This is a genomic window from Burkholderia sp. AU33803 (assembly GCF_002223095.1).
Classification (GTDB): Bacteria; Pseudomonadota; Gammaproteobacteria; order Burkholderiales; family Burkholderiaceae; genus Burkholderia.
Map to the genome: position 1 here is coordinate 704,741 of NZ_NKFJ01000006.1, position 23,123 is coordinate 727,863.

19 protein-coding genes are annotated in these 23,123 nt (G+C 69.3%); 7 read left to right on the forward strand and 12 right to left on the reverse strand.

Features of this window, described 5'->3' with window-relative positions; all coding sequences use genetic code 11:
- Positions 1-249 precede the first annotated feature (249 nt).
- Positions 250-1,482, forward strand: coding sequence for a CmlA/FloR family chloramphenicol efflux MFS transporter (gene cml / locus CFB41_RS20445; RefSeq protein ID WP_089443143.1), 1,233 nt, complete (start codon positions 250-252; stop codon positions 1,480-1,482).
- 87 nt (positions 1,483-1,569) lie between these two features.
- Here cml and CFB41_RS20450 read toward each other — a convergent pair whose 3' ends face one another.
- Complete coding sequence (locus CFB41_RS20450) at positions 1,570-2,853, reverse strand: isoprenylcysteine carboxylmethyltransferase family protein (RefSeq protein WP_089443142.1); 1,284 nt, start codon at positions 2,851-2,853, stop codon at positions 1,570-1,572.
- A gap of 120 nt (positions 2,854-2,973) precedes the next feature.
- A complete protein-coding gene (locus tag CFB41_RS38970) occupies positions 2,974-5,448 on the reverse strand; it encodes a collagen-like triple helix repeat-containing protein (RefSeq protein ID WP_144029956.1) in 2,475 nt (824 codons plus the stop codon).
- A 358-nt stretch (positions 5,449-5,806) separates the two neighbouring features.
- On the opposite strand from CFB41_RS38970, the gene CFB41_RS20465 reads away from it, so the two are divergent.
- Positions 5,807-6,205, forward strand: a complete 399-nt coding sequence (locus CFB41_RS20465) for a carboxymuconolactone decarboxylase family protein (protein ID WP_089443140.1) — start codon at positions 5,807-5,809, stop codon at positions 6,203-6,205.
- A 57-nt stretch (positions 6,206-6,262) separates the two neighbouring features.
- On the opposite strand, the gene CFB41_RS20470 is transcribed toward CFB41_RS20465, so the two are convergent.
- The 3 genes from CFB41_RS20470 to CFB41_RS20480 are packed head-to-tail and all read right to left on the reverse strand — an operon-like array spanning position 6,263 to position 9,727.
- Positions 6,263-7,246: an alpha/beta fold hydrolase gene (locus CFB41_RS20470; RefSeq protein WP_089457699.1), complete on the reverse strand. Its 984-nt coding sequence runs from the start codon at positions 7,244-7,246 to the stop codon at positions 6,263-6,265.
- 7 nt (positions 7,247-7,253) lie between these two features.
- Positions 7,254-8,828, reverse strand: coding sequence for an NAD(P)/FAD-dependent oxidoreductase (locus tag CFB41_RS20475; protein ID WP_089457700.1), 1,575 nt, complete (start codon positions 8,826-8,828; stop codon positions 7,254-7,256).
- Complete coding sequence (locus CFB41_RS20480) at positions 8,825-9,727, reverse strand: SDR family oxidoreductase (protein WP_089457701.1); 903 nt, start codon at positions 9,725-9,727, stop codon at positions 8,825-8,827. Before CFB41_RS20480 ends, CFB41_RS20475 begins: the two co-directional genes overlap by 4 nt.
- Positions 9,728-9,830: 103 nt before the next feature.
- Here CFB41_RS20480 and CFB41_RS20485 point away from each other — a divergent pair, with 103 nt between their 5' ends.
- Both CFB41_RS20485 and CFB41_RS20490 read left to right on the forward strand, forming a co-directional pair.
- Complete coding sequence (locus tag CFB41_RS20485) at positions 9,831-10,481, forward strand: TetR/AcrR family transcriptional regulator (protein ID WP_242808529.1); 651 nt, start codon at positions 9,831-9,833, stop codon at positions 10,479-10,481.
- 58 nt (positions 10,482-10,539) lie between these two features.
- Positions 10,540-11,007: a hypothetical protein gene (locus CFB41_RS20490; protein ID WP_089443135.1), complete on the forward strand. Its 468-nt coding sequence runs from the start codon at positions 10,540-10,542 to the stop codon at positions 11,005-11,007.
- A 130-nt stretch (positions 11,008-11,137) separates the two neighbouring features.
- Here the strand turns inward: CFB41_RS20490 and CFB41_RS20495 are convergent, their stop codons facing one another.
- On the reverse strand, positions 11,138-12,079 hold the full coding sequence (locus CFB41_RS20495) for a LysR family transcriptional regulator (RefSeq protein ID WP_089443134.1): 942 nt from the start codon (positions 12,077-12,079) through the stop codon (positions 11,138-11,140).
- 126 nt (positions 12,080-12,205) lie between these two features.
- Between CFB41_RS20495 and CFB41_RS20500 the strand changes: the two genes are divergently transcribed.
- The 3 genes from CFB41_RS20500 (at position 12,206) to CFB41_RS20510 (ending at position 15,317) form a co-directional block, all read left to right on the forward strand.
- Positions 12,206-12,850, forward strand: coding sequence for a glutathione S-transferase family protein (locus tag CFB41_RS20500; protein WP_089443133.1), 645 nt, complete (start codon positions 12,206-12,208; stop codon positions 12,848-12,850).
- Between the two features lie 36 nt (positions 12,851-12,886).
- Complete coding sequence (locus CFB41_RS20505) at positions 12,887-14,989, forward strand: pyridoxamine 5'-phosphate oxidase family protein (protein WP_089457702.1); 2,103 nt, start codon at positions 12,887-12,889, stop codon at positions 14,987-14,989.
- A 124-nt stretch (positions 14,990-15,113) separates the two neighbouring features.
- Complete coding sequence (locus CFB41_RS20510; protein WP_043178166.1) at positions 15,114-15,317, forward strand: DUF2970 domain-containing protein; 204 nt, start codon at positions 15,114-15,116, stop codon at positions 15,315-15,317.
- Between the two features lie 49 nt (positions 15,318-15,366).
- On the opposite strand, the gene CFB41_RS20515 is transcribed toward CFB41_RS20510, so the two are convergent.
- From CFB41_RS20515 to CFB41_RS20540, 6 genes are all read right to left on the reverse strand, one after another.
- Entirely contained in the window at positions 15,367-16,506 is a 1,140-nt protein-coding gene (locus CFB41_RS20515) for a porin (RefSeq protein WP_089457703.1), read from the reverse strand.
- Between the two features lie 325 nt (positions 16,507-16,831).
- Positions 16,832-18,157 carry an NAD(P)/FAD-dependent oxidoreductase gene (locus tag CFB41_RS20520; RefSeq protein WP_089457704.1) on the reverse strand — a complete coding sequence of 442 codons (1,326 nt, stop codon included), beginning with the start codon at positions 18,155-18,157 and terminating at the stop codon, positions 16,832-16,834.
- Positions 18,154-18,846: a S8 family serine peptidase gene (locus tag CFB41_RS20525; RefSeq protein WP_089457705.1), complete on the reverse strand. Its 693-nt coding sequence runs from the start codon at positions 18,844-18,846 to the stop codon at positions 18,154-18,156. The genes CFB41_RS20520 and CFB41_RS20525 overlap by 4 nt, the downstream gene beginning before the upstream one ends.
- Positions 18,839-20,566, reverse strand: coding sequence for an ABC transporter ATP-binding protein (locus CFB41_RS20530; RefSeq protein ID WP_089457706.1), 1,728 nt, complete (start codon positions 20,564-20,566; stop codon positions 18,839-18,841). The genes CFB41_RS20525 and CFB41_RS20530 overlap by 8 nt, the downstream gene beginning before the upstream one ends.
- Positions 20,567-20,615: 49 nt before the next feature.
- Complete coding sequence (locus CFB41_RS20535) at positions 20,616-22,547, reverse strand: sigma-54-dependent Fis family transcriptional regulator (protein ID WP_089457707.1); 1,932 nt, start codon at positions 22,545-22,547, stop codon at positions 20,616-20,618.
- Positions 22,548-22,779: 232 nt separating this feature from the next.
- Positions 22,780-23,100 (reverse strand): high-potential iron-sulfur protein, encoded by a 321-nt coding sequence (locus CFB41_RS20540; RefSeq protein ID WP_089457708.1) that lies wholly within the window; start codon positions 23,098-23,100, stop codon positions 22,780-22,782.
- Positions 23,101-23,123 lie beyond the last annotated feature (23 nt).

The window sequence follows — 23,123 nt, forward strand, 5'->3', positions numbered from 1 at the left end:
GCGGAGGGCGACGCGGGGCGGCCCGACAGCCTCCGCTGGCCGTGCGCACGCGGCTGGTGCCGCCCGGTCGAACCGACTACACTGCGCAGTCAACGCACACCGCAAGGATTTCTCCATGGGAGCCGGCCCGTCCACGGATCGCTAAGCCGCAACGACCTTCGTCAACCGGTCGTTGCGGCGATCTCCCGTTGTCCCTCGCTGACCAGGCAGATCGCCGCCAGATTCCCTTTTCTGAGCGGATGCCTCGTCATGCCTGAACAATCCACGCCCGTCTGGGCTTATTCGTTGCCGTCGGCGCTGCTGCTGATGGCGCCTTTCGATCTTCTCGCGTCGCTGGCGATGGACGTGTACCTGCCGGTGATCCCGGAGATGCCGTCTGCGCTGGGCACGACACCGGCCATCGTCCAGTTGACGCTGAGCGTCTACATGGTCGTCCTCGGCCTGGGGCAGATGCTCTTCGGCCCGATATCGGACCGCGTCGGCAGACGGCCGGTGGTGCTGGGCGGCGCACTGTGTTTTGCGGCGGCTTCGCTGGCGCTTGCAATCGCGACCGGCGGCGGCCTGTTCGTTGCACTGCGCGTGCTGCAGGCACTGGGCGCGTCGGCCGCGCTCGTCGCCACGTTCGCGACCGTGCGCGATGTCTACGCCGATCGCCCGGAAGGCCGCACGATCTACAGTCAGTTCGGCGCGATGCTGGCGTTCGTGCCCGCGTTGGGCCCGCTGCTCGGCGCGGCCATCGCGGCCGCCTGCGGATGGCGCGCGATCTTCGCGACGCTCGGCCTGCTGGGTCTGCTCGCGTGCGGCCGTGCGTGGCCACGCTGGCACGAAACGCGGCCGCGGCCGGCGAACCGGCAGGGGCCGTCCGTCGCATCGATTCTCGGCAGCCGGCCCTTTCAGGTTCACACACTCGCGTTTGCCGCCGCGATGGGGGCGTTCTTCGTGTTCTTCTCCACCGCGCCGCGCGTGCTGGTCGGCGGGGCGGGCTACTCCCGCGTGGCGTTCAGCGTGGCCTTTGCCACCGTCGCGATCGTGATGGTCGTCGCGTCGCGCTTCGCAGGGACGGTCGTGTCGAGGTGGGGCGAGGCCGGCTGCGTTGCGCGAGGGGCGCTCACGATGATGACGGGTGCGATCGTGCTGGCCGTCTGTACGGTCCTGGCGAAGCCGTCGTTCGCGACGTTCGTGATGCCGATGTGGCTTATCGCGGTCGGTATCGTGCTGATGTCGTCGGTGTCCGCGAACGGCGCGCTGCGCGATTTCGGCGATGCCGCCGGCAAGGCGGTTGCGCTTTACTACGCGGTGCAGGGCGTGATCGTCACCGGCGTGGGCACGCTCACGACGCTGGTCTTCGACGGTGCCACCGCGTGGCCGCTGGCGGCCTGCTGCTTCGGTATGGGCCTCGCGAGCTTCGTCGCGATCAAGGGGCTGACGCGTGCGACCGGTCGCGCGCGTGACGGGCGTGACCGCAGCGTCTCGTTCGACTGAGCATGCGCGCGGCGACGCGCCGTGGTGTGGGGCCGCGCGGCGCTTCGATGAAGTGGCGGGGCAGCGAGCCCCGCCATTGGCCCAGCGTCAAGCCGGCGCGCGCTGCCCGAATGCCTGCCTGATCCGCGCGAACAGCCCGTGCTGCTCGATCCATTCGGCATACGCGCGATAGTCGGGATCGCGCATCAGGTGGCGCTCTTCCGTCTTCGCCCGCGTGTAGTAGATCAGGTTGATCGCGACGAGCCCCGCGCAGTGCATGAGCCCGACCTGCCAGCCGAGCGGCTCGACGAACGGCACCGACACCATCCAGTACGACAGGTTCTTCGTGATGTACGCCGGATGCTTCGTGAAGCGGTACGGGCCCGACGTGATGATCCCGCGGTTCGTCAGGTTCGAGAACCGCAGCCCGAACGAGATCGTGCACAGCGCGTAGGTCAACAGCAGCAGGATGATCACCGCGCCCCAGATCACGCGCAGCGTCGGGGCCGACATCAGCCAGTTGTCCCAGAACATCGAGCCTTCGTAGCGGATGTAGTTGTTCGAGAACAGCGACCAGAACGGCTGGTAGCACATCAGCGCGGCCACCCAGCCGAGCGTCGTCGGCTCGACGGTGCGCACGTGGCTGTCGAGGATGCGGAACGTGCACAGATAGCCGACCGTGCCGAACATCAGGTCCATCGTGAACGACAGGTCGTACATGAACACGAAGGTTGCGATCGTCATCGGCGCATGCATCGCGTTCGCGAGCGACGCGGTCAGGTGATCGGCGTCCTTCGACAGGTAGACGGTCATCAGCGGCAGGAAGAACGCCTTCACGCCCCAGCCAGCCAGCATCTCGCGCACCGGCTTCCAGCTTGCGGGTTGCTCGCGGCGGAACAGGAAGCGGCCCCACAGCAGGTACGCGTCGTCGGTCTCGCGCTGGTGGCGATCCATCCACGCGAAGTAGAACGGCGCGGCGACGATCACGTACGGCGCGAGCGAGCGCAGCAGCGACCAGAACGGTAGGTAGAACTTGCCGTGGTATTCGGGCAGCAGCCAGTAGATCACGCCGATGCCGGCATAGATCGACGTCAGCGCGCCGAGCCGCGTCGCGACGCGCGCGATGCCGAGCGGCCGGACGGCCTGCCGCGACAGGCCCGCGCTCGGGCGCAGGTAGACGCGCGAGATGAAGATTTCGTGCAGCGCGATCGTGCCGATGATCGCGAGGCTGGCGATGACCGCGCGCGTGGCTGCGTCGAGGGTCGGCTGGTCGCGCGTGATCCACAGCGCGAAGAGGCCGGCGGCGATGCCGATCAGGCCGGCGCGCAGCGGCGTGGCGGAACGGGGTGGGCGGTCCTGGACCGCGGCGATGCCGTCAAGCGTGGAATTCATGATCGGATCCTCGTACGGATGAGGGCCGGCGCCCCCGCTTGGCGGGTGACGCCGGCCGTCGGCCGGGCTTTGTATGGATGCGCGCCCGGCCATTGGCCTGTGGTTCTGATAGGTAAAGCGTTACTTCTTGTTGCCGCCGCCCAGCAGACCGCCCAGGAGGTTCGTCACCGGCGACAGCAGGTTGCCGGCGCCGCCCGCGGCACCACCGCTCGAGCCGCCGGTCAGGCCGCCCACCACGGAGCCGCCACCCGCCGGCGTCGTGACCGTGCCGGCCGCACCGCCGGGGCTGGCCGTGCCGGTGGCGCCCGCGCCGCCTGCCGGCGTCGTCAGCGCTCCCGTCACCGTGCCGACCGGGCCGCTCGACAACAGGCCGCCGAGCGTGCCCGTCACGTTGCCGCCCGGCGTCGTGACCGTGCCGGTGAGGCTGGCGCCGAGCGGCGTCAGCGAGTTGACGAGGTTGGTGACCGGCGCGAGCAGGCCGCCGATACCCGCGCCACCGGTGCCGCTGGTGCCGCCCGTTCCGCTCGTTCCGCCGGTACCGCTCGTGCCGCCCGAACCGAGGCCGCCGAGCGCACCCGTCAGCGAACCGAGCAGGCCCGTGACCGGTCCGAGCGGGCCGCCGCTGCTCGTGCCGCTGGTGCCGCTGGTGCCGCCCGAACCGCTCGAACTGCCGCCGCCCAGGCCGCCCGTCAGCGTGCCGAGCAGGCCCGTGATCGGGGCGAGCGGGTTGCTGCCGCCCGTGCCGCTGCTGGAGCTGCCCGCGTTGTTGTCGTGGACGAGGCCGCCGGTGGACGTCACCGTGTTGCCGAGCTGTGCCACGACACCGCCGAGCGCGCCGCCGACCGGGTTGTCGGTTGCGCCGCCGACCTTCGTGCCGGCGCTGGCGAGGCCGTTGCCGAGTGCGCTCAGCAGGCCGTTGAGCGGCGTGCCGAGCAGCGTGACGCCGCCGAGCGTCTGCGTGGCGCCCGGCGTCGTGACTCCGCCGGTCAGCGTGTTCGTGATCGGGTTGATCACCTTGCCGACCTGCGTCTCGAGCTGCTGGACCGGCGAGCTGTTCAGCGCCGTGTTGAGGCCCGACGCGGTCGAGTTGACGGCGCCGCCGACGGTGTTGACGAGATCGCCGACGAGCGTCGTGACCGGCGACAGCGGCGACAGCGGGCCGGAGCCGAGGCTCTTCACCGCGTTGCCGAGGTTGTTGACCGCGCCGCCGGCGCCGGTCAGCAGGCCGGTGGTCGACGTCAGCGTCGGTCCGAGCGGGTTGGCCGACACGCCGATCGAGCCGAGGCCGGCCGCGACGCCGTTGCCGAGCGCCTGCACGCCGTTGCCGAGGCTCGTGACCGCGTTGCCGATGCTGGTGGCCGTCGTCGGGTTCGTGCCGGGGATCTGCACGCCGCCGATCTGCGCGCCGCCGGTTGCGACCGTCGTGCCGAGTGCCGTCACGAGGTTGCCGGATTTCTGGAGAACATTGCCAAGGGGGGTGACGCCGGTGCCGGAGGTGCCCGACGTACCGGAGGTACCCGACGTACCGGAAGTGCCGGAGGTACCGGAAGTGCCCGAAGTGCCCGAAGTGCCCGAGGTGCCCGAGGTGCCGGAAGTGCCCGACGTGCCGGAGGTGCCCGAGGTACCGGAGGTGCCCGACGTGCCGGAGGTGCCCGACGTGCCGGAGGTGCCCGAGGTACCGGAAGTGCCCGAGGTACCGGAAGTGCCCGACGTGCCGGAGGTGCCCGACGTGCCGGAGGTGCCCGACGTGCCGGAGGTGCCCGACGTGCCGGAGGTGCCCGAGGTACCGGAAGTGCCCGACGTGCCGGAAGTGCCCGAGGTACCGGAAGTACCCGACGTGCCGGAGGTGCCGGAGGTGCCGGAGGTGCCGGAGGTGCCGGAGGTGCCGGAAGTGCCGGAAGTGCCCGACGTGCCGGAAGTACCCGACGTACCGGAAGTACCCGATGTACCAGAGGTGCCCGAGGTACCGGAAGTACCCGAGGTGCCGGAGGTGCCCGAGGTGCCCGAGGTACCGGAAGTGCCCGAAGTGCCGGAGGTACCCGAGGTACCGGAAGTGCCCGACGTACCGGAAGTGCCCGAGGTGCCGGAAGTGCCCGACGTGCCGGAAGTACCCGACGTGCCCGAAGTGCCGGAGGTGCCCGACGTGCCGGAGGTACCCGAGGTACCGGAAGTACCCGAGGTGCCGGAAGTGCCCGAGGTGCCGGAAGTACCCGACGTGCCGGAAGTGCCCGAGGTGCCGGAGGTGCCCGAAGTGCCGGAAGTACCCGACGTGCCCGACGTGCCCGAAGTGCCGGAGGTACCCGACGTACCGGAAGTACCCGAAGTGCCCGAGGTACCGGAAGTACCCGACGTACCCGAAGTGCCGGAAGTACCCGAAGTAGTACCCGACGTCCCGGACGAGCCCGACGTACCAGAGGACCCCGAAGTACCAGAAGACCCCGACGTTCCCGACGTCCCCGAGCTGCCGCCCGTCCCTGACGTGCTCGGCTTGATCGTCGGCGGCGTGGTCGGTCCATCGACCGAGCCGCAACCATAGAGTGCGAGTAGCGACGAGACGGCCATCGTTACCGTCGTCTTCTTGAAGAGTTTGTGCATGTTGGCCTCGACATTGGAAGTGTGTCCAAGCCACCACTGCAAATTTCGCGCCACGACAATATTCCCGAAACGGTGTCGCGCTTTATTGCAGGAATCGGGAATATACGTGCGATTTAAACGGAGTAGCGGGGCTTTCGCGCGACGGGCACGCAGGGTGCGCCGGCGCGGCAGTTGCGATGTTCCCGCACGCGGCCGTAACGCGCGGCGCGATGTTACGTAGCGTTCGACATCGCGTGACGCGGGCGCCGCGAACCGAGGCCCGCATCTTTGACGAAACGCGCAGGCCCGATGAACATGGCGCGACATCCCCGGCTCGCGGCGACGCCGCAACACCCACGACTCCACACAGGACACGGACATGAGCGAACAGGACAGGGAATACGGCAAGGCGCGACGCATCGACGTGATGGGCGAGGCGTTCGTCGAGCGTGCGATGCGCGACCTCGACGGTTTTTCGCGGCCGCTGCAGAACTGGCTGAACGAGCACGCGTGGGGCAGCACGTGGCAGCGGGGCGGGATCGACCTGAAGACGCGCAGCCTGTGCACCTGCGCGATGCTGGCGGTGCTTGGCCGCAGCACGGAACTGAAGGGTCACATTCGCGGCGCGCTCAACAACGGCGCGAGCCTCGTCGAGATCCGCGAGGTGTTGCTGCACAGCGCGCTGTACGCGGGCGCGCCGGCCGCGGTCGAGGCATTCCGCAGCGCGCGGGAGGTGATATCGGATCTCGGGCTGTCGCTGCCCGACGACGAAACCTGATTCCGCCGCAGCGCCGGCGGCACGGCACGGAATCAGGGTCTGCTACACGGTGCCGGCTTACGCGATGCGTGCCGACGGCGCGGCCACCTCGGCCGGCGCGGCGGCGACTTCGAGCAGCCAGTCGGCGGTGGCTTCGGGAATCGTGACCGGCAGCATGTGCCCGCCCTCGACGACCTTCAACCGCACGCGCGCCGATTTCTTCGCGAGCGCTTCGCCGTGCTCGCGCCAGTTCAGAATCGGATCGGCACGGCCGTACAGCACGTCGACCGGCAGTGTGAGCTCCGGGTAGCGGCGTTCCATCGCGGGCAGGTCGACCGGTGCCGACAGCAGGTCGGTCGCCGTCGCGTAAAACACGTGCGGGCGCATCCCGAGCAGGCCACCGCCCTTGACCGGGAAGTCGCGCGGCACGTCTTCCGGCGCGAACACCTGGCGCACGGCCTTGCGGCCGGTCAGGATCGTCAGCGGAATCGCGAAGGTCCACGACACGAAGCGGCGCACCAGCGGCGACGGCAGCATCAGCGGCTTGAACGGCGCCGGCGGCTCGCTCTGCTCGTGCGACAGCGGCGCGATCAGCGCGAGGCGGCTCACGCGATCCGCATGATTGAGCCCGACCGCGAGCGCGATCGCGCCGCCGAGCGAGTGGCCGACCAGCACCGGCTTGTCGAGCTTCAGCGCGTCGATGAACGCGGCGACCGTGCGGGCCTGCGCGAACACGTTCGCCTGCGAACCCGCGCCGCGGAGCGAGCGGCCGGCGCCCGGCCGGTCGATCAGGATCACGCGATGCTGCTGCGCGAGCCGCGCGAGCGGCAGGTACGCGAAATTGCGCAGCTGCCCCGCGAGCCCGTGGACGAACACGATCGGCGGGCCGTTGCCGTATTCGACGTAGTGGATGCGGTCGCCGCCGACGTCGACGAAGCGCCCTTCGGGCGGAAACGCGCGCGTCACGCGGCGGGCCACGTAACCGGTAAACAGCGCGAGCACGGCGAGCACCGCGACGACGCCGAGCAGCACGTTCTGGATCAGATGGAGCGTAGGGGTCATGTCGGCCTCAGCGGGTTTCGAGTGCGGGTTCGGCAACCGGCGCCGTGGCGGTCGGGCCGGCTTTTGCGCGGCGTTCGAACTGCATCGCCGAATCGGCGAGTCCGCTGAACTTCAGCGATGCGAGATCGAGCACGTAGTTCTGGTGGAATTTCCACGGCTTGCCGTGCCCCTGCTTCGGCAGGATGCCGGCCGCGCGCTGGATGTAGCCCGAGCTCAGGTTGACGGCCGGCACGTTGCCGAGGTCGCCGGTGCCGAGCCGCGGCACGCACGTGTCGTAGCCGTTCGCGCGCATGTGGTTGAGCAGCCGGCACACGTAGCGCGCGATCAGCTCGGCCTTCAGCGTCCACGACGCATTCGTGTAGCCGAACGACGATGCGAGGTTCGGCACGTCGCTGTACATCATGCCCTTGTACGACACGGTGTCCGGCAGGTTGACCGCTCGCCCGTCGACGGTCACGCGCGCGCCGCCGAGCATCTTAACCTTCAGCCCGGTCGCGGTGACGATCACGTCGGCGTCGAGTTGCTGCCCGCTCTTCAGCTTGAGGCCGGTCGGCGTGAAGCGCTCGATCTCGTCGGTGACGATCGACGCGCGGCCCGAGCGGATCGCCTTGAACAGGTCGCCGTTCGGCACCAGGCACACGCGCTGGTCCCACGGCATGTAGCGCGGCGTCAGGTGTTTCGCGACGTCGAAGCCGGGGCCGACCTGCTTGCTGGCCGCGCGGATGATGAACTGCTTGGTCCGGTCGGGCTTGCGGCGCGACACGTTGTACAGGTACATCGTCAGCAGCACGTTCTTCACGCGCACGAGCCGGTGCGCGAGCCGCGACGGCAGCACGCGGCGCAGCGCGTTCGCGATCTTGTCGCGCGCGGGCAGCGACACGATATAGGTCGGCGAGCGCTGCAGCATCGTCACGTGCTGCGCATCGGCCGCCATCGACGGCACGAGCGTGACGGCCGTCGCGCCGCTGCCGATCACGACCACGCGCCGGTTCGCGTACGACAGGTCCTTCGGCCAGTGCTGCGGATGCACGAGCTTGCCTTCGAACGTGTCCATCCCGGCCCAGTCGGGCAGGTAGCCGGCGTCGTAGTCGTAGTAACCGCTGCACATGAACAGGAAGCGGCAGGTGTAGACGAGCGAGTCGGTCGCACCGTTCCGCGTGCGCTCGATGCGGACCGTCCAGCGCGCGCGGTTCGAGTCCCAGTCGGCTGCCACCACCTTCTGGCCGTAGCGGATCGTCTTGTCGATGCCGTATGCGCGCGCGGTGTCGCGGATGTAGTCGAGGATCGTCTGGCCGTCCGAGATCGCCTTGTCGCTGTGCCACGGGCGGAAGCTGTAGCCGAGCGTGAACATGTCGGAATCCGAACGGACGCCCGGATAGCGGAACAGGTCCCAGGTGCCGCCGATCGCGTCGCGCGCCTCGACGATCGCCACGCTGGCATACGGGCAGCGCTGCTTCAGGTGATACGCCGCGCCGATGCCGGACAGGCCGGCGCCGACGATCAGCACGTCGAGGTCGTCACTGTCGCCACGGGCGTCGCGGGCGGGCGGCGCGTCGCGCCGGTCGGTCGTCGTCGAGGTCATGAGGGGTCCTGGGTCGGCGTAGTCGGGTGCGCGGCCGGGGCGTGCGCGCGTTCAAGGTTGCGGGCACGGGCGCGGCGCACGTGGCGCAGCATCAGCCACTGGTAGCCGGCGCCGAGCAGGCGCGCGATCCGGTCGAGCCGGCGCGCGTCGGCGCCGACGAGCACGCGGCGCGCATTGCGCTCGACCCCCGCGAGGATCTGCCGCGCGGCGTCGTCGGCTGTCGTCGCGTTGATCAGGCGGTTGGCCTGGCGGCGATGGGTCGCTTCGTCCTGGCCCGTGAGCGCATGGATGCTGGTATCGACGCGGCCTGCGTCGACGATATTCGTCGCGACGCCGCCCGGATGCACGCAGGTCGCGCTCACCGGCGCACCGTCGAGTTCGAGCTCCATCCGCAGCGCCTCGGTAAAGCCGCGCACCGCGAACTTGGTCGCGTTGTACGCGCTTTGGGTGGGCATCGCGACGAGGCCGAACAGGCTCGACGTGTTGACGATGTGCCCGTCGCCCGACGCGCGCAGATGCGGCAGGAACGCCTGCGTGCCGTGCACGACGCCCCAGAAATTGATGCCGACGATCCATTCGAGATCGGCGATGCGCGCGGTCTCGGCGCTGGCGGCCAGCGACACGCCCGCGTTGTTGAAGACCAGGTTGACCTTGCCGTGCTCGGTGCGCACGAAATCGGCCCACGCGAACACCGCATCGCGGTCGGCGACGTCGAGCCGCCGCGTGCTCACACGCACGCCGTGCTGCGCGCAGGCAGCCGCCGTGCCGGCGAGCCCGACGTCGTTGACGTCGGCGAGTGCGACCTCGCAGCCGCGCCGCGCGAGCTCGACCGCGAGGCTGCGGCCCATGCCCGAACCGGCGCCCGTGATCGCGGCGACCTTGCCGGAAAACCCGTTCATCCGTTGCTCCTCCCGTTCCGCTTGCACTGCGCCGGCGGCGCGTCTAATGTGGTGTTGTTCGTCACCACTTTAGTTTTAGGGTGTCCTGATGTCAAATAGCGGAATGGAGAAAGCACTCGAAACGGAAAAGACGGAAAAAAGGGGCCGGTCGTACGGTGGCGTGGCGCCCGAGGTGCGGGCCGCGGAGCGGCGCGACGCACTGATTCGCGCGGCGACGCGCGTGTTCGGCACGGTCGGATTCCGCAAGGCGACCGTGCGGTCGATCTGCCAGGAAGCGAAGCTGAACGATCGCTATTTTTATGCGGCGTTCGAGAGCACCGAGGATTTGCTGCGCTGCACCTACCTGCATCATGCGCAGCAGCTGCACGAAGCGGTCGCGCGGGCGGTGGCCGAGCGCGGCGGCGATCTGCGCGAGAGCGTCGATGCGGGGCTCGCCGCGTTCTTCGCGTTCCTGCGCGACCCGTGCGCGGCGCGCGTGCTGCTGCTCGAGGTGATGGGCGTGAGCGCGGACACCGACATGACCTACCAGCGCATGCTGATCGACTTCGGCAAGCTGATCATGGCGATCGGCGCGCCGCGCGAAGCGGCAACGCCGGCGGAGCGCACCGAGCAGCGGCTGATCGGGCTCGCGCTCGTCGGCGCGATGACGAACGTCGGCGCGGCGTGGCTGCTCACCGACTATCGCGATCCGGAGGCGCAGATGGTCGCGAGTTGCAGGAAGGTGCTGCTGGGGACGTTGCGGGAGGTGGGGTAGCGGGGACGGGGCCGTTACCCGCGACCATGTATGGCCGACAATCAATAACAAGGAACCTATGCAAGCACGAAACCGATGGTTGCGTCGCATGTCGTCGGCGGGGATGGCTGTGTCTGTCCTGGGGCTGACGGGCTGCGGCTGCTGGCCGTTCAGCGAGTCCACGACTTCTGAAACCGTGTGGAAGTCGCAGACTTTCGCGGCGAAATTCAAGAACCTGGATCAGGAAGGGGATCGATGCCGCGACGCGGTCTACACGCGACACCTCAAGGAAGCCATTGCAGCCTGCAAGGGCGGGGAATATGAAAAAATCCGCAACGTCATCACCGGGGAACCCGTGAAGCTCAGCTTGGCCAAGGCGACCTGCGAAGAGGCGCAGGACGAACTGAATCATGGCCTGCCCACCGCGATCGACCAGCGGATCTTCAATCTGAAGCCGCTGCCCGACGAGTACGAGGCATGCATGGCCGAGAGCGGATTCAAGCGCGAACAGGTCGAGAAGAAGTCGTGCTACGTCAAGTTCATGTGACGGGCTGGCTACCTGGCGAGACTGACGTCGGACCATGGCAGCGGCGACGCGGAACCTGCCGTCGTGGCGGTCGGATCATGCGACGCGCATGACGAGATGCTTCCTCGCCCCGTCGCGCCGTATTCTTCGGCTAAGCCGGGCTTGAGCGCTTCGTCACCCGCGTCCCCGCCGTCTCCCCGATCCTCGCCTTCATCGCGGCGACGAACGCCCGCACTTTCGGCGAAGGCAGCCGCGTCGACGGATACACCGCATGAATCCCGGCCGGCGCCGAGCGCCACGTGGGCAACAACCGCACGAGCCTGCCCGCCGCAACGTCGTCGGCGGTCGAGAAATCCGTCAGCAGCCCGAAGCCGCCGCCTGCGAGCACGATCGCGCGGCACGCGGTGGCGGTGTTCGACACGACCTGCGCGACGCAGCGCACGGAAGCGGTGTTGCCGTTCGCGTCTTCCAGTTTGACCGTATGCGCGTGCGGCAGCGACGACAGCATCACGAACGGCAGCGCGGCGAGCGCATCCGGTTCTTGTGGCCGCCCATGGCGGGCGACAAACGCGGGGCTCGCCACCAGCCATTTCTCGTACGTGCCGAGCTGCACTGCCCGATAGTTCGAATCGGCGAGGCGGCCGATGCGGATCGCGACGTCGAGGTTGTCCGCGACGAGATCGACCACGCGGTCGTTCGCGACGAGTTCGACGTCGAGCCCCGGATGCCGGTCGCGCAACGCGACGACGGCAGGCGCGACGACCAGCGCGCCGTAGTCGATCGGCACGCTCACGCGCAGCGTGCCCCGAAGCGGCCCCGCATCGGACGACACCGCGTCGAGCGCGCTTTCGGCGGCGCGCACGATGTCGCGGCACGCGTCGTAGAACGCCCGCCCCGCATCGGTCACGCTCAGCCGCCGCGTCGTGCGCACCAGCAGGTTCGCGCCGACCTCGGATTCGAGGCGCTGCATGTGCGTGCTGACGACCGTCTTCGCCAGGCCGAGGCGCTCGGCCGCGGCTGTCAGCGAGCCGGCGTCGACCACCGCGACGAAGATCGCCAGCCGGTTCAGGTTCACATCGCGCAGATCGGCCATCGTCGATTGTCCTATGAAAAAGGATGATATTTAAAAGATTATCCGTCTTCTGGTGACGAACGGCGAGCGCTACGCTGCGGTTGTGCGTCGCCGATCCCCGGCGGCGCGAGAGCCCGGAGCGTTTCCATGTCTGCCGCCAACAAGCCTGCTTCACCGATCCGTGTCTATTCGTTCCTGCTGTCCGGGCACGCTCATCGCGTGCGGTTGTTCCTGTCGCTGCTCGGCCTGCCGTCCGAGACCGTCGACGTCGATCTGGCCGCCGGCGCGCAACGCGAACCGGCGTTTCTCGCGCTCAATCCGCTCGGGCAGGTGCCCGTGATCGACGATGGCGGCACGGTGATCGCCGATTCGAACGCGATCCTCGTGTACCTCGCGAAGCGCTACGGCGACGCGCACTGGCTGCCCGACGATCCGGCCGGCGCGGCGGTCGTGCAGCGCTGGCTGTCGTATGCGGCCGGGCCGATCGCATCGGGGCCGGCCGCCGCGCGGCTCGTGACCGTGTTCGGCGCGCAGCTCGACCACGAGGCCGCCAAGCGCACGGCCGCCAAAGTGCTCGACGTGATCGACCGCGAGCTGGCCGGCAAGCCGTTTGCCGCCGGCGCTCAACCGACGATCGCCGATGTCGCCGCGTATTCGTACATCGCGCACGCGCCGGAGGGCGGCGTGTCGCTCGAACCGTATCCGCACGTGCGTGCGTGGCTGGCGCGCATCGAGGCGCTGCCGGGCTTCGTCGCGATGCCGACGACGCGCGCGGGCCTGCTCGCCGCGTAACACCCACCGAAGCCGAGCCTGCTCAGGGAGAACGCGATGAATGCCCCGACTGTTCCGACCGCCGTCGTACCGGGCTGGGAACTCGATACCGCGCCGTTTCACGCGGGCGAGCTCGCCGTGCAGCAGCGCGCGGGCGTGACGGACGCCGCGGGTTCGGCCGGACGGCGCGGGATCCGGCGCTTCATGCCGGACCAGCACCGGGCGTTTTTCGCGCAACTGCCGTTCTTCGTGCTCGGCGGCGTCGACGCGCACGGCCAGCCGTGGGCGACGCTGCGGGCCGGCGCGCCGGGGTTCGTGACGTCGCCCGATGCGCGCACGCTGCGCATCGCGTCGCGCGCACTGCCGGGCGATCCGCTGGCCGGCGCGTGGCAGCCGGGCGCGCCGCTCGGCGGGCTCGGGATCGAATTCGATACGCGGCGGCGCAATCGCGTCAACGGCGTCGTGCGTGCGGCCGACGGCGATGCGCTGACGATCGCGGTCGAGCAGAGCTTTGGCAACTGCGCGAAGTACATCCAGGGGCGCAAGCCGACGTTCGTCGCACGGGAAGTCGATGCGTTCGCGCGGCCGGACGTGTCGGACGCGTTGAACGACGCCGATCGCGCGCTGCTCGCGCAGGCCGATACGTTCTTCGTCGCGAGCGCGAACACGTCGGCGGACGCGGGCGCCGCGCGCGGCGCGGACGTGTCGCATCGCGGCGGGATGCCGGGTTTCGTGCGCGTCGACGATGCGCGCACGCTGACGTCGCCGGATTTCAGCGGCAACCGCTTCTTCAATACGCTCGGGAACCTGCAGCACGATCCGCGCGCGGGGCTGCTGTTCATCGATTTCGACCACGGCGACCTGCTGTATGTGGCAGCGCGCGCCGAGATCGTGTGGGACGGGCCGCTCGTCGCGTCGTTCGACGGCGCGCGGCGGGTCGTGCGGTTCCATGTGCGGGAAGTGCGGCGCATGCGCGCGGTGCTGCCGTTCCGGTGGTCGGCGGTCGAGCGTGCGCCGCAGTTCGCGGCGATGGCGGCGGGTGTGGGCGCAAACGCAGGGGCAGGGGCAGGCGTGGTGGTATTGTCCGCATCCGCATCCGCATCCGCATTGCCGACCGCATCGGCGTCGGCACCCGCATGGCGCCCACTGCGAATCGCAAAGATCGTCGACGAAGCGCGCGCGATCCGCTCCTTCCATTTCGAACCGGTGGACGGCGGCCCGTTGCCCGCCTACGAAGCGGGGCAGCACCTGACGCTGCGCATCCCGCTGCCCGCCAGCGATGCGCCGGCGATCCGCAGCTACACGCTCTCCGATGCACCGGGCGGCGCGCACTATCGAATCACCGTGAAGCGCGAAGGGCGCGTGTCGGCGTGGCTGCACGATCACGCGCACGTGGGCATGACGCTCGACGCGCAGATGCCGCGCGGCCGCTTCTCGTTCGATCTCGCGAGCCCGCGCCCGGCCGTGCTCGTGTCGGCCGGTATCGGCATCACGCCGATGATCGCGATGCTGCGCCGTGCGCTGGCCGACGCTCAACCGCCGCGCCGCGTGGTGTTCGTACACGGTGCGCGTGAAGCGGCTGATCGACCGTTCGCCGAGGAACTGGCACGCGTCGCCGCCACCGACGCGCGCTTGTCGCTCCACTGGTTCGACAGTCATCCTCACGAAGGCTCGGCAGCGCATGCGGGCCGCATCGATATCGCGCAGCTGAAGCGGATCCTTTCGTTCGACGATCACGATTTCTACCTCTGCGGGCCGTCGGCGTTCATGCGCGATTTGTACGACGGATTGCGCGCACTGAACGTGCCGGACGAACGCATCCGTTTCGAGGCATTCGGGCCGTCGAGCGTGGCACGTAGCGCGACCCGCGCGACCGCAATGCCGGCGGCGGTAGCGAGCGTGCCGGTCGTCTTCCGGCGCACCGGCCGGGAAGCCGCGTGGACGCCCGCCGACGGCACCTTGCTCGAATTCGCGGAGGGGCAGCGCGTGGACGTGCCGTCCGAATGCCGCTCCGGCTCATGCGGCACGTGCGCGACGCGCGTGCTGTCCGGCGCGGTCGACTACGAGCAGGCGCCCGATGCCACGGTCGAACCCGGTTGCGCGCTGCTGTGCGTCGCGCGGCCCGCGAAGGGGACGGAACCGCTCGTGCTCGACCGCTGACGCACCCCATGCGACATGCCGCCGCAGACAGCCTGCTGCGCGAAAAGCGCACGCAACTGCTTCTTTTTTCAGATGCCGGTCGGATCGACGATAGCGTCAACCGATAGATGAAAGGAGCGCAATCATGAAACTGCTCGGCATGATCAAACTGGTCCTGTGGAGTTTCTTCGGCGTACGCAACAGCAAGGCGCACGCAACCGATCTCGCGAATGCCAACTTCACGATGCTGCCGTTCGTGGCGATCATCCTCGCGGTGCTCGTCGGCGCAGTCATCTACGGCGTCGTGCACCTGGTCGTCGATCCGACCGTGACGATGCAGGGGTTCTGAGCGTCGCGCGTGCCGCACGCGTTCCCGTGGCGGCACGCGGCGCACCCGTTCAGAACGTGTGATTCATCGCGACGCGCGCGACGAGCTGGTGCCCGTTTGACGACGCGCCGGGTGAACCGGGCACGAGCCCGCCGTCGAGCGGCGTGCCGGTCGCGCTACCGCCCACCAGTTGATACGCGACCTGCGTATAGACCGAGGTGCGCTTCGACAGCAGGTACTGCGCCATCGCGCCGAACTGGTTCCAGTGCAGCGAGGACTTCGCGCCGGCCCGATCGAGTCCGCCGCGCGTGTACGTGTACATGCCGCCGACGAGGAAGGCCGGCGTCACGTTGTACTTCGCATTGACTTCGACATTGTCGAACGTGAGTCGCGCATTCGCGAGGCCCAGGCTGCCCGCATAGATCGACGCGTCGGGCTGGCCGACGTTCACGTGCGAATAGACCGCGCCCAGCGTCGCAGGCCCGATCCCGTAGTTCACGCCGATCCCGTAGATCTTCTGGTTGCCTGCGACGAAATCCGTGTCGTCCGGCGTCAGCGCGCCGCCCGCCGTGGTGCCGGGATTCGACATGTTTTCGTAGACAGCGGCGACCGACAACGTCTGGTAGGCGTAATTCAGCCCGACGCCGAGCATCCGGTTCTGCGCGAAGCCGCCGGCCAGGTTGCTTAGTCCGACCATGACCGTGCCGGAAAAGCCGCCCCATGTGGGGCTCGTGTACTTCACCGCGTTGTTCGCGTGGAATGACGCATCGGTGTTGTCGTTGTCGAGTGGATGCGAGAACAGGAAGCCCGCCCAGCTGCCGTTGGCGGTCAGCGGCCCGATCGTGTCGGCGACGGTATCGAACTGGCGGCCGAGCGTCAGCGTGCCGAGCCGGTCCGACTGCAGCCCGACATACGACTGGTAGCCGAACAAACGGCCGCCATAGCCGAGCTGGCCGCTTTCGACCAGGAAGCCGCTTTCGAGGGCGAAGATCGCGCGCAGCCCGCCGCCGAGATCCTCGTTGCCCTTGATGCCCCAGCGGCTCGTCGCGAGATCGCCGCTCGCCATCTGCCAGGACGACTTGCCGCCGACATTGCTCGTGTAGTTGATGCCTTCGTCGAGGATGCCGAACATCAGGACGGAGCTCTGCGCATGCGCGGTCGAGAAACCGATCAGGAATCCTGCTGAAAGGATAAGGCGTGATTTTTTCATGTGGGGTGTGGGCTAGAAAGGTGAAACGGTCGATGGTCCTGCGCGCGGCGTGAGCGGCGCGTGACCTTCGACAAGCAGATGGCGTGCCATCACGCGTTTCAAGACCGCGATGCGCGGGCTGCGTTCCGTTTCATCGTGACGTGATCGTCGAACGGGCTTGATCGCGCGCAAATCGCGTAGCAATTCGCATCGCGTGTCGCATGTTGCGTCTCAGATTGAGACGGTCGGCGAGGCGCAATCGTGCGGGCGCAAAAGCGCGTGCCACGATGCGTGAGTCGCGGCATGACGGAGCGGGAGAAGTGAACGAAGCAGAAGCAGCAGCGCGTCACGCGTGCACGAACGGATATCCCTGCGTTTCGAGCCAGTGCCGCACCAGCGCGGCCTGCGGCGGCGCGAACGCTGCCAGCACCTGCGCCACCGGCTGCTCGCGCAGCGCCGCGACGATCGGCGCGAGCGGGATGCCTTGCAGATGCCAGCTGCCGAGCGGCTGATCGGGGCTCGTGACGACGTCGGCCTCGACGATCGTGTCGCCGTCGATCACGGGCGCACGCTCGATCGCGAGCGCGCCGAAATCGGGCGCGCGATGCGACGGCGTATCGTCCGGCCACGCGCGGCGCGCATGCCAGAACGGCCGGTCGGCCCATTGCGTGTCGAGCGCGTAGAAGTCGCGGCCGATCCGCGCGAAACGCATGAACAGCGCGGTGATGCGTCGCGCGTGAAAGCGCAGCGCGAGTGCCGCGCGTTCGGGATGCTTGAGCAGCGTATGGATGACGGCCGGCGCCTGCAGTGCCGACGACAGCGACTGGAAGATGCCGTTGCCGGACAATGGGTCGACAGCCATCGCCGCGTCGCCGACACGCAGCCAGTTCGTGCCACCGGTGTCGCCGCACAGCGTCGCGCTGCTGGTGCGCGCGAACACCCGCGCAGCGGCGCCGGTATCCCGCCCCCCCGCACCGAAGAAGTCATGCGCGAGCGGCGTCTGCCGCAGCGTTGCGCACCATGCGGGCAGCGCGTCGCGTGGCGGTAGCGCCGCGGTCGCGACGTCGAGCGTCGCCTGCCAGTAGCAGCGGCCGTCAGGCAGGCGCGCCATCCACGCCCAGCCGTCCGGCAAGCTCTCGATCGCGCAAGCCGCGTCGCCGGGCGTGCCTTGCCACACGTTCAGCAGGCTCAGCGTCTGCGGGCCGCGCATCGCATCGCGTGCAAGCGGCGCGAGCCGGCCGCGCGCCTCGACGACGAACGCCGCATGCAGCGTGACGTCACCGGCCGGTGTGTCGATGCGGATCGCATGCCCGTCGCCGTCGGCTTGCACCGCGCGGACGGTCGCTTCGCGCACCGCCATGCCGGCATCGGCCAGATCGTGGCGCAGCGCCGCGTCGAAACGGCGGCGGTCGATCAGGTGTTCGCGATTGAGCGTACGCGTGTCGCCGTTCCAGCGGGTCGTGCGTGCACAGGGCGGCAGCGCGCAGGCGGCCGCGTGCGTGAGGCCGGCATGACGCAGCCCCTGCAGCACGCGCTCGGACACGCCTTCGACCGCGTCGAAGCGCCGCCATTCGCTGACGACCGTGACCGGATAGCCGAGCCGCGCGAGCCCGAGTGCGGTGGCGGCGCCCGCCGGCCCCGCGCCGAGTACGACGACCGATGCGCGGTTCATGATGCGTGCGTACGTCGCTCGACGCCGATGTAGGTGGCGTCCGTGCGCAGGTGATCGAGCAGGGCAGCCGTATCGGCATCCGGATGACGCGCGAACCAGTCCGCCGCATGGCCGCTGAGCGCGGCGCACGCGATGCTCGCGCCGGCCGGCGCGCGCGGTGCGCCGCTCGACACGACCGCGCCGAAATCGGCCTGCGCACTGTCGAGCCACGACCATTGGCCCGACACGCAGCGCGCATCGCCCGTGACGCGCACGATGCCCGGATAGCTTGCCGGAAACACTGGCGTGCCTTGCGCGGGGCTCGACGCGAAGACGGTCACGCGTTGCGCGACGGCTGTCGCGCATGCGTCGCGCAGCGTGTCGCGATCGGCGCGCACGCCGAGGCTCAGGTTGATCACGCGAACGCGTTGCATGAGCAGCCAGTCGATTGCGTCGGCGATCTGTGCGGCACTCGTCACGCCGCGTGCCTCGAACACCTGCGCGACGCACAACGCCGCCTCGGGTGCGGCGGCCGCGATCGTCGTGCAGATCGCGCTGCCGTGACCGATCCGGTCGGGCTCGACGGCACCGGCCTGCACCACGGAAGCCGCGTCGAACGAGAAGCGCCGCGCGGCGGCGACGCGTGCGTCCAGCGCAGGCGGATAGCCGCTGTCGACGACGCCCACGCGCACGGCCCGATCGTCACGCATGCGCGAAATCCCGGTGCGTGCGCCGCGCGAGTCGTCCGTCCGCGAGTTCGAAATGCAGGTCGACGCCGGCGAGCGTCGATGCGCGGTGACTGACGAGGATGCGCGTGCGGTCGCCGAACAGCGTGTCGATCTGCGCGATGACCTGCCGCTCGGTCGCTTCGTCGACCGCCGACGTCGCTTCGTCGAGCACCAGGATCGCCGGTGCCTGAAGCAGTGCGCGCGCGATCGCGATCCGCTGCTTCTGGCCGCCGGACAGTTGCTGTCCGCGTTCGCCGACCGGCCCGTCGAGCCCGCCCGGCAGCGTCGCGATCAGTTCGTCGAGCTGCGCGGCGCGGGCGGCATGCACGATGTCGTCATGGGTCGCGAGCGGCGCCGCGTAGCGGATGTTGTCGGCGAGGCTGCCGCGAAACAGCACGATGTCCTGGCTGACGACCGCGACGTGGCGGCGCAGCGCGTCGAGATCGACGTCGCGCAAATCGATGCCGTCGATCCGCACGCTGCCGCGCTGCGGGTCGTAGAAGCGCTGCAGCAGGTCGATCAGCGTCGACTTCCCGCTGCCCGACAGCCCGGACAGCGCAACCTTGCTGCCGGCCGGCACGCATGCACCGGCGCCGCGCAGCACCGGTTGCGCGCGCTCGTCGTGCGCGAACCACACGTCGACGAATTCGAGATCGCCGCGCGCGGGCAGCGCACGTGCGTCGGCCGGCGGCTGCACGGTGACCGGCGCGCGCTGCAGCTCCATCACGCGCCCGAGGCTGACCGTCATCCGCTGCAGCGCGACGTAGAGGCCGAGCAGGCTTTTCACGGGGCCGATCGCCATCCCGAGATAGCTCGAGAACGCGATCAGCGAACCGAGCGGCCAGTCGCCGCGAATCACCCAGTAGCCCCCGACGATGAATGCACCCGCGCGCGACAGCGACGTTAGCGTGCCGGGCACCGATTGCGTGATGAACTCGGTGACCTGCAGCTTCAGCAGGCGTTCCATGTAGCGATCGCCGAGCCCGTCGAGCCGCGCCTGTTCCGCGCGCTGGCGGCCGGCGGCCTGGATGAACTTCATCGCGGGCAGCGTCTCGACGAGAAACGACGACACGTCGGCCGCGCCTTCGCGCACCGACCGCGCATCGCGCTCGACCTTGCGGCGCATCGTTCGCAGCCACAGGATCTCGAACGGAATCAGCAGCAGCGCGAGCAGCGACAGCTTCCACGACAGCGTGACGAGCAGCACCAGCGTGCCGACCAGCCCGATCACGTTCGAGACGGCGGAGAACAGCGCGTCGAGCGCGAAGCGCTGGATTTCGGCGACGTCGCCGTCGAGGCGCGACAGCAGGTCGCCGAGGCGGCGCTGGCCGTAGAACGACGGCGACAGCCGCTGCAGGTGCGCGTAGACGGCGCTGCGCAGCGAGAACAGCACGCGGCCGGACAGCCGCGTATGCAGGTAGCGGTTGATGCCGCCGAGCAGCGTGCCGACGAAGCCCGCGAACACCATCGCGAACGCGATCGCGACGAGCATCCGGACATCCTTGCCGATCAGCCCGCGATCGATCAGCTCCTTCGTGAGCCACGGTTGCGCGAGCGCGAGCAGCGACGCGCAGGCCGACAGCGCGAGCAGCCCGGCGATCGCGAGCCGGTGCGGCCGCACGAAACCGTACAGCCAGCCGAGCGCGTGCGCGAGCTGCGCGCGGTCGTCGGTCTTCACGAAACGCAGGATGAGTTTCAGCATCGGCGCGACCGGCCCGTCACGAACGCAGCGGACGAACGCGCGCGCAGCCTCATGACTGCAGCCGCTTGAGGCGACGGTACAGCGTCGCGCGGCTGATGCCGAGCGTCTGCGCCGCGGCCGCGACGTTGCCGTCGTGGCGCGCGAGCGATTCGCGGATCAGGTCGTCCTCGTGGCGGCGGATCAGCCCGAACGACGCGTCCGGTGCCGGGCACACGCCGTCGATGAAGCCGTCGCACAGATGATCGAGACCGAGCACGGCGTCGTGCTCGTCGCGCACGGCGAGCGCGGTGCGCAGCACCATCTCGAGCTGGCGGATGTTGCCGGGCCAGCGATGCTGGCGGAACACGTCGGCGAGTTCGGCGTTCACGCTCACGTGCGGCGCACCGAGCCGCGTGAGCAGCGCCGTGACGATCAGGTCGACGTCGTCGCGTTCGCGCAGCGCGGGCAGCAGGACGTTCACGCCGTGAATCCGGTAGTAGAGGTCTTCGCGGAAGGACTTGTCACGCACCATCGTCTGCAGGTCGCGGTGCGTCGCGCAGATCACCGCGATGTCGATCGCCTGTTCGTCGCCCGCGCCGAGCGGCGCGACCTTGCGTTCCTGCAGCACGCGCAGCAGGCGAGCCTGAAGGTGCAGCGGCATGTCGCCGATCTCGTCGAGAAACAGCGTGCCGCCGTGCGCCTGCATCAGCCGGCCCGTCATCCCGCCCTTGCGCGCGCCCGTGAACGCGCCGTCGCGATAGCCGAACAGCTCCGACTCGATCAGCCCTTCCGGAATCGACGCGCAGTTCACCGCGACGAACGGCTTGCCGGCGCGCGCGCTCGCATCGTGCAGCGCGCGTGCGACGACTTCCTTGCCGGTGCCCGTCTCACCCTGTACGAGCACGGGCAGCCCGTTGTTGAGACCTTGCCGCGCCATCGTCAGCGCGCGCAGCAGGCGCGGCTGGCGGCCGGCGAGGGCCGCGAGTGCTTGCGCGCCGGCATCGTGGCGAGCGGCGGCGGCCGGGGCCGGCTCGCGTGCGCGCAACTTCGGCACCGCGGTCGCCCGCGGCAGGCGCAGCGCCTTGCAATGGAACGTGGCGTCGACGCCTTCGACGTGCAGCATTCCGCCTTGCTCGGCGAACGCGACGAACGACGGCGTGCGCGTGAGCGCCGCGCTTTCGCAGCGGCGGCCGACGAGCGCGTCGCGTGCCGTGCCGAGCAGGTTGCACGCATGCGGGCTCGCGGCGACGATGCGGCCGTCTTCCGACACGGCAAGCACGCCGCTCCAGCTCGAACCGAGATACGCATGGCGCGGGTGGAACACGAGCACGACGTGCTCGGGGAAATAGGCATCGAACAGGCGCGTCTCGATGTGCGTGGCCGCCGCGCTCATCAGCATCGACATGTCGTCGAGCGTGAGCGGCAGTTCGCCTTCGCGGGTGAGGTCGAGCACGCCGATCGGCTTGCCGTGCGGGTCGCACAGCGGCAGCGAGCGGCATGAGAAGCGGCTCAGTCGGCCGAGGAAATGCTCGCCGCTGTCGATCGCGACCGCACGGCCTTCGACGAGCGCGGTGCCGAGCGCGTTCGTGCCGCGCAGCGATTCGCACCAGCTCGCGCCGGCGCGGATATCGCCGATGCCGAGCGCGGCGAGCTGGCTCGCGTCGCCGTCGACCGACAGGATCGTTGCGTGCGCATCGGCCAGCAGGATCATCCCGTCGCGTCCGCAGCGCTCGGCGAGGAATTCGAGCTCGGGGGCGGCCGCGGCGAGCAGCAGGCGGTTCGCGTCGTGCAACTCGTCGAGGTTGCAGAATTCATGCAGGTTCAGCCGCGCGTCGTCGTCCCAGCGCACGCCGTGATCGAGGCTGCGCCGCCACGACTGGTCGATTTCGATGCGCAGGCAACCCTGCGGCAGCACGCCATCGGAACTGAGGCGCTCGCGAATCAGGCGGGTTGCCTGCAGCCGGTCCGGAAGTCGTTGGCCGGAAGGGAAGTAGTCTTGCACGTCGCCCCTCCTCAGGAGAATGTCGGGCCGTCCGATCCGGCGCGGCCTCACGCAAAAAGGCCCGCCGAGTCTGTCATAAGCCCGCGCATAAATCCATCGGGTCAAAAACCTAAGGCCCAGGCGGGGCGCGGCAGTGCGGGCGATTCGTGCGGGCGGGCGGACCGCGATCGACGTGCGTGACGGGGCGGCGTGCATGGCTCGAGGGTGGGCGGAATGCTTGCGACGGCGACGCTTACGTCCGCGGGTTGTACGCGTTGCACCAGCCGCCGTTCGCGACCCGTTTTCCGGCGAACAGCGGGCACGGTGCGTCCGGATCCGAGGCCTTGCCCTGGTACAAGCTGCAGCGGCCGCAGTCCTGGCCAGGGGTATAGCGCGCGAACGCGGCGCGGTTCACGTGAGCGGCGTCGGTGCGATAGCCGAGCGCTTTCGCGGCCGGATCGGTTTCGTCGAGCAGCGCCGGCGCGGCGGAGGCGGCACGCGGCAGCGCGGCGGCCGACAGCAGGCCGGCCGCGGCGATCATGAAGGTACGGCGGGAAGCGGGGAGGCGGGGCATCGGGTGTCTCGGTGTCGTTGGAG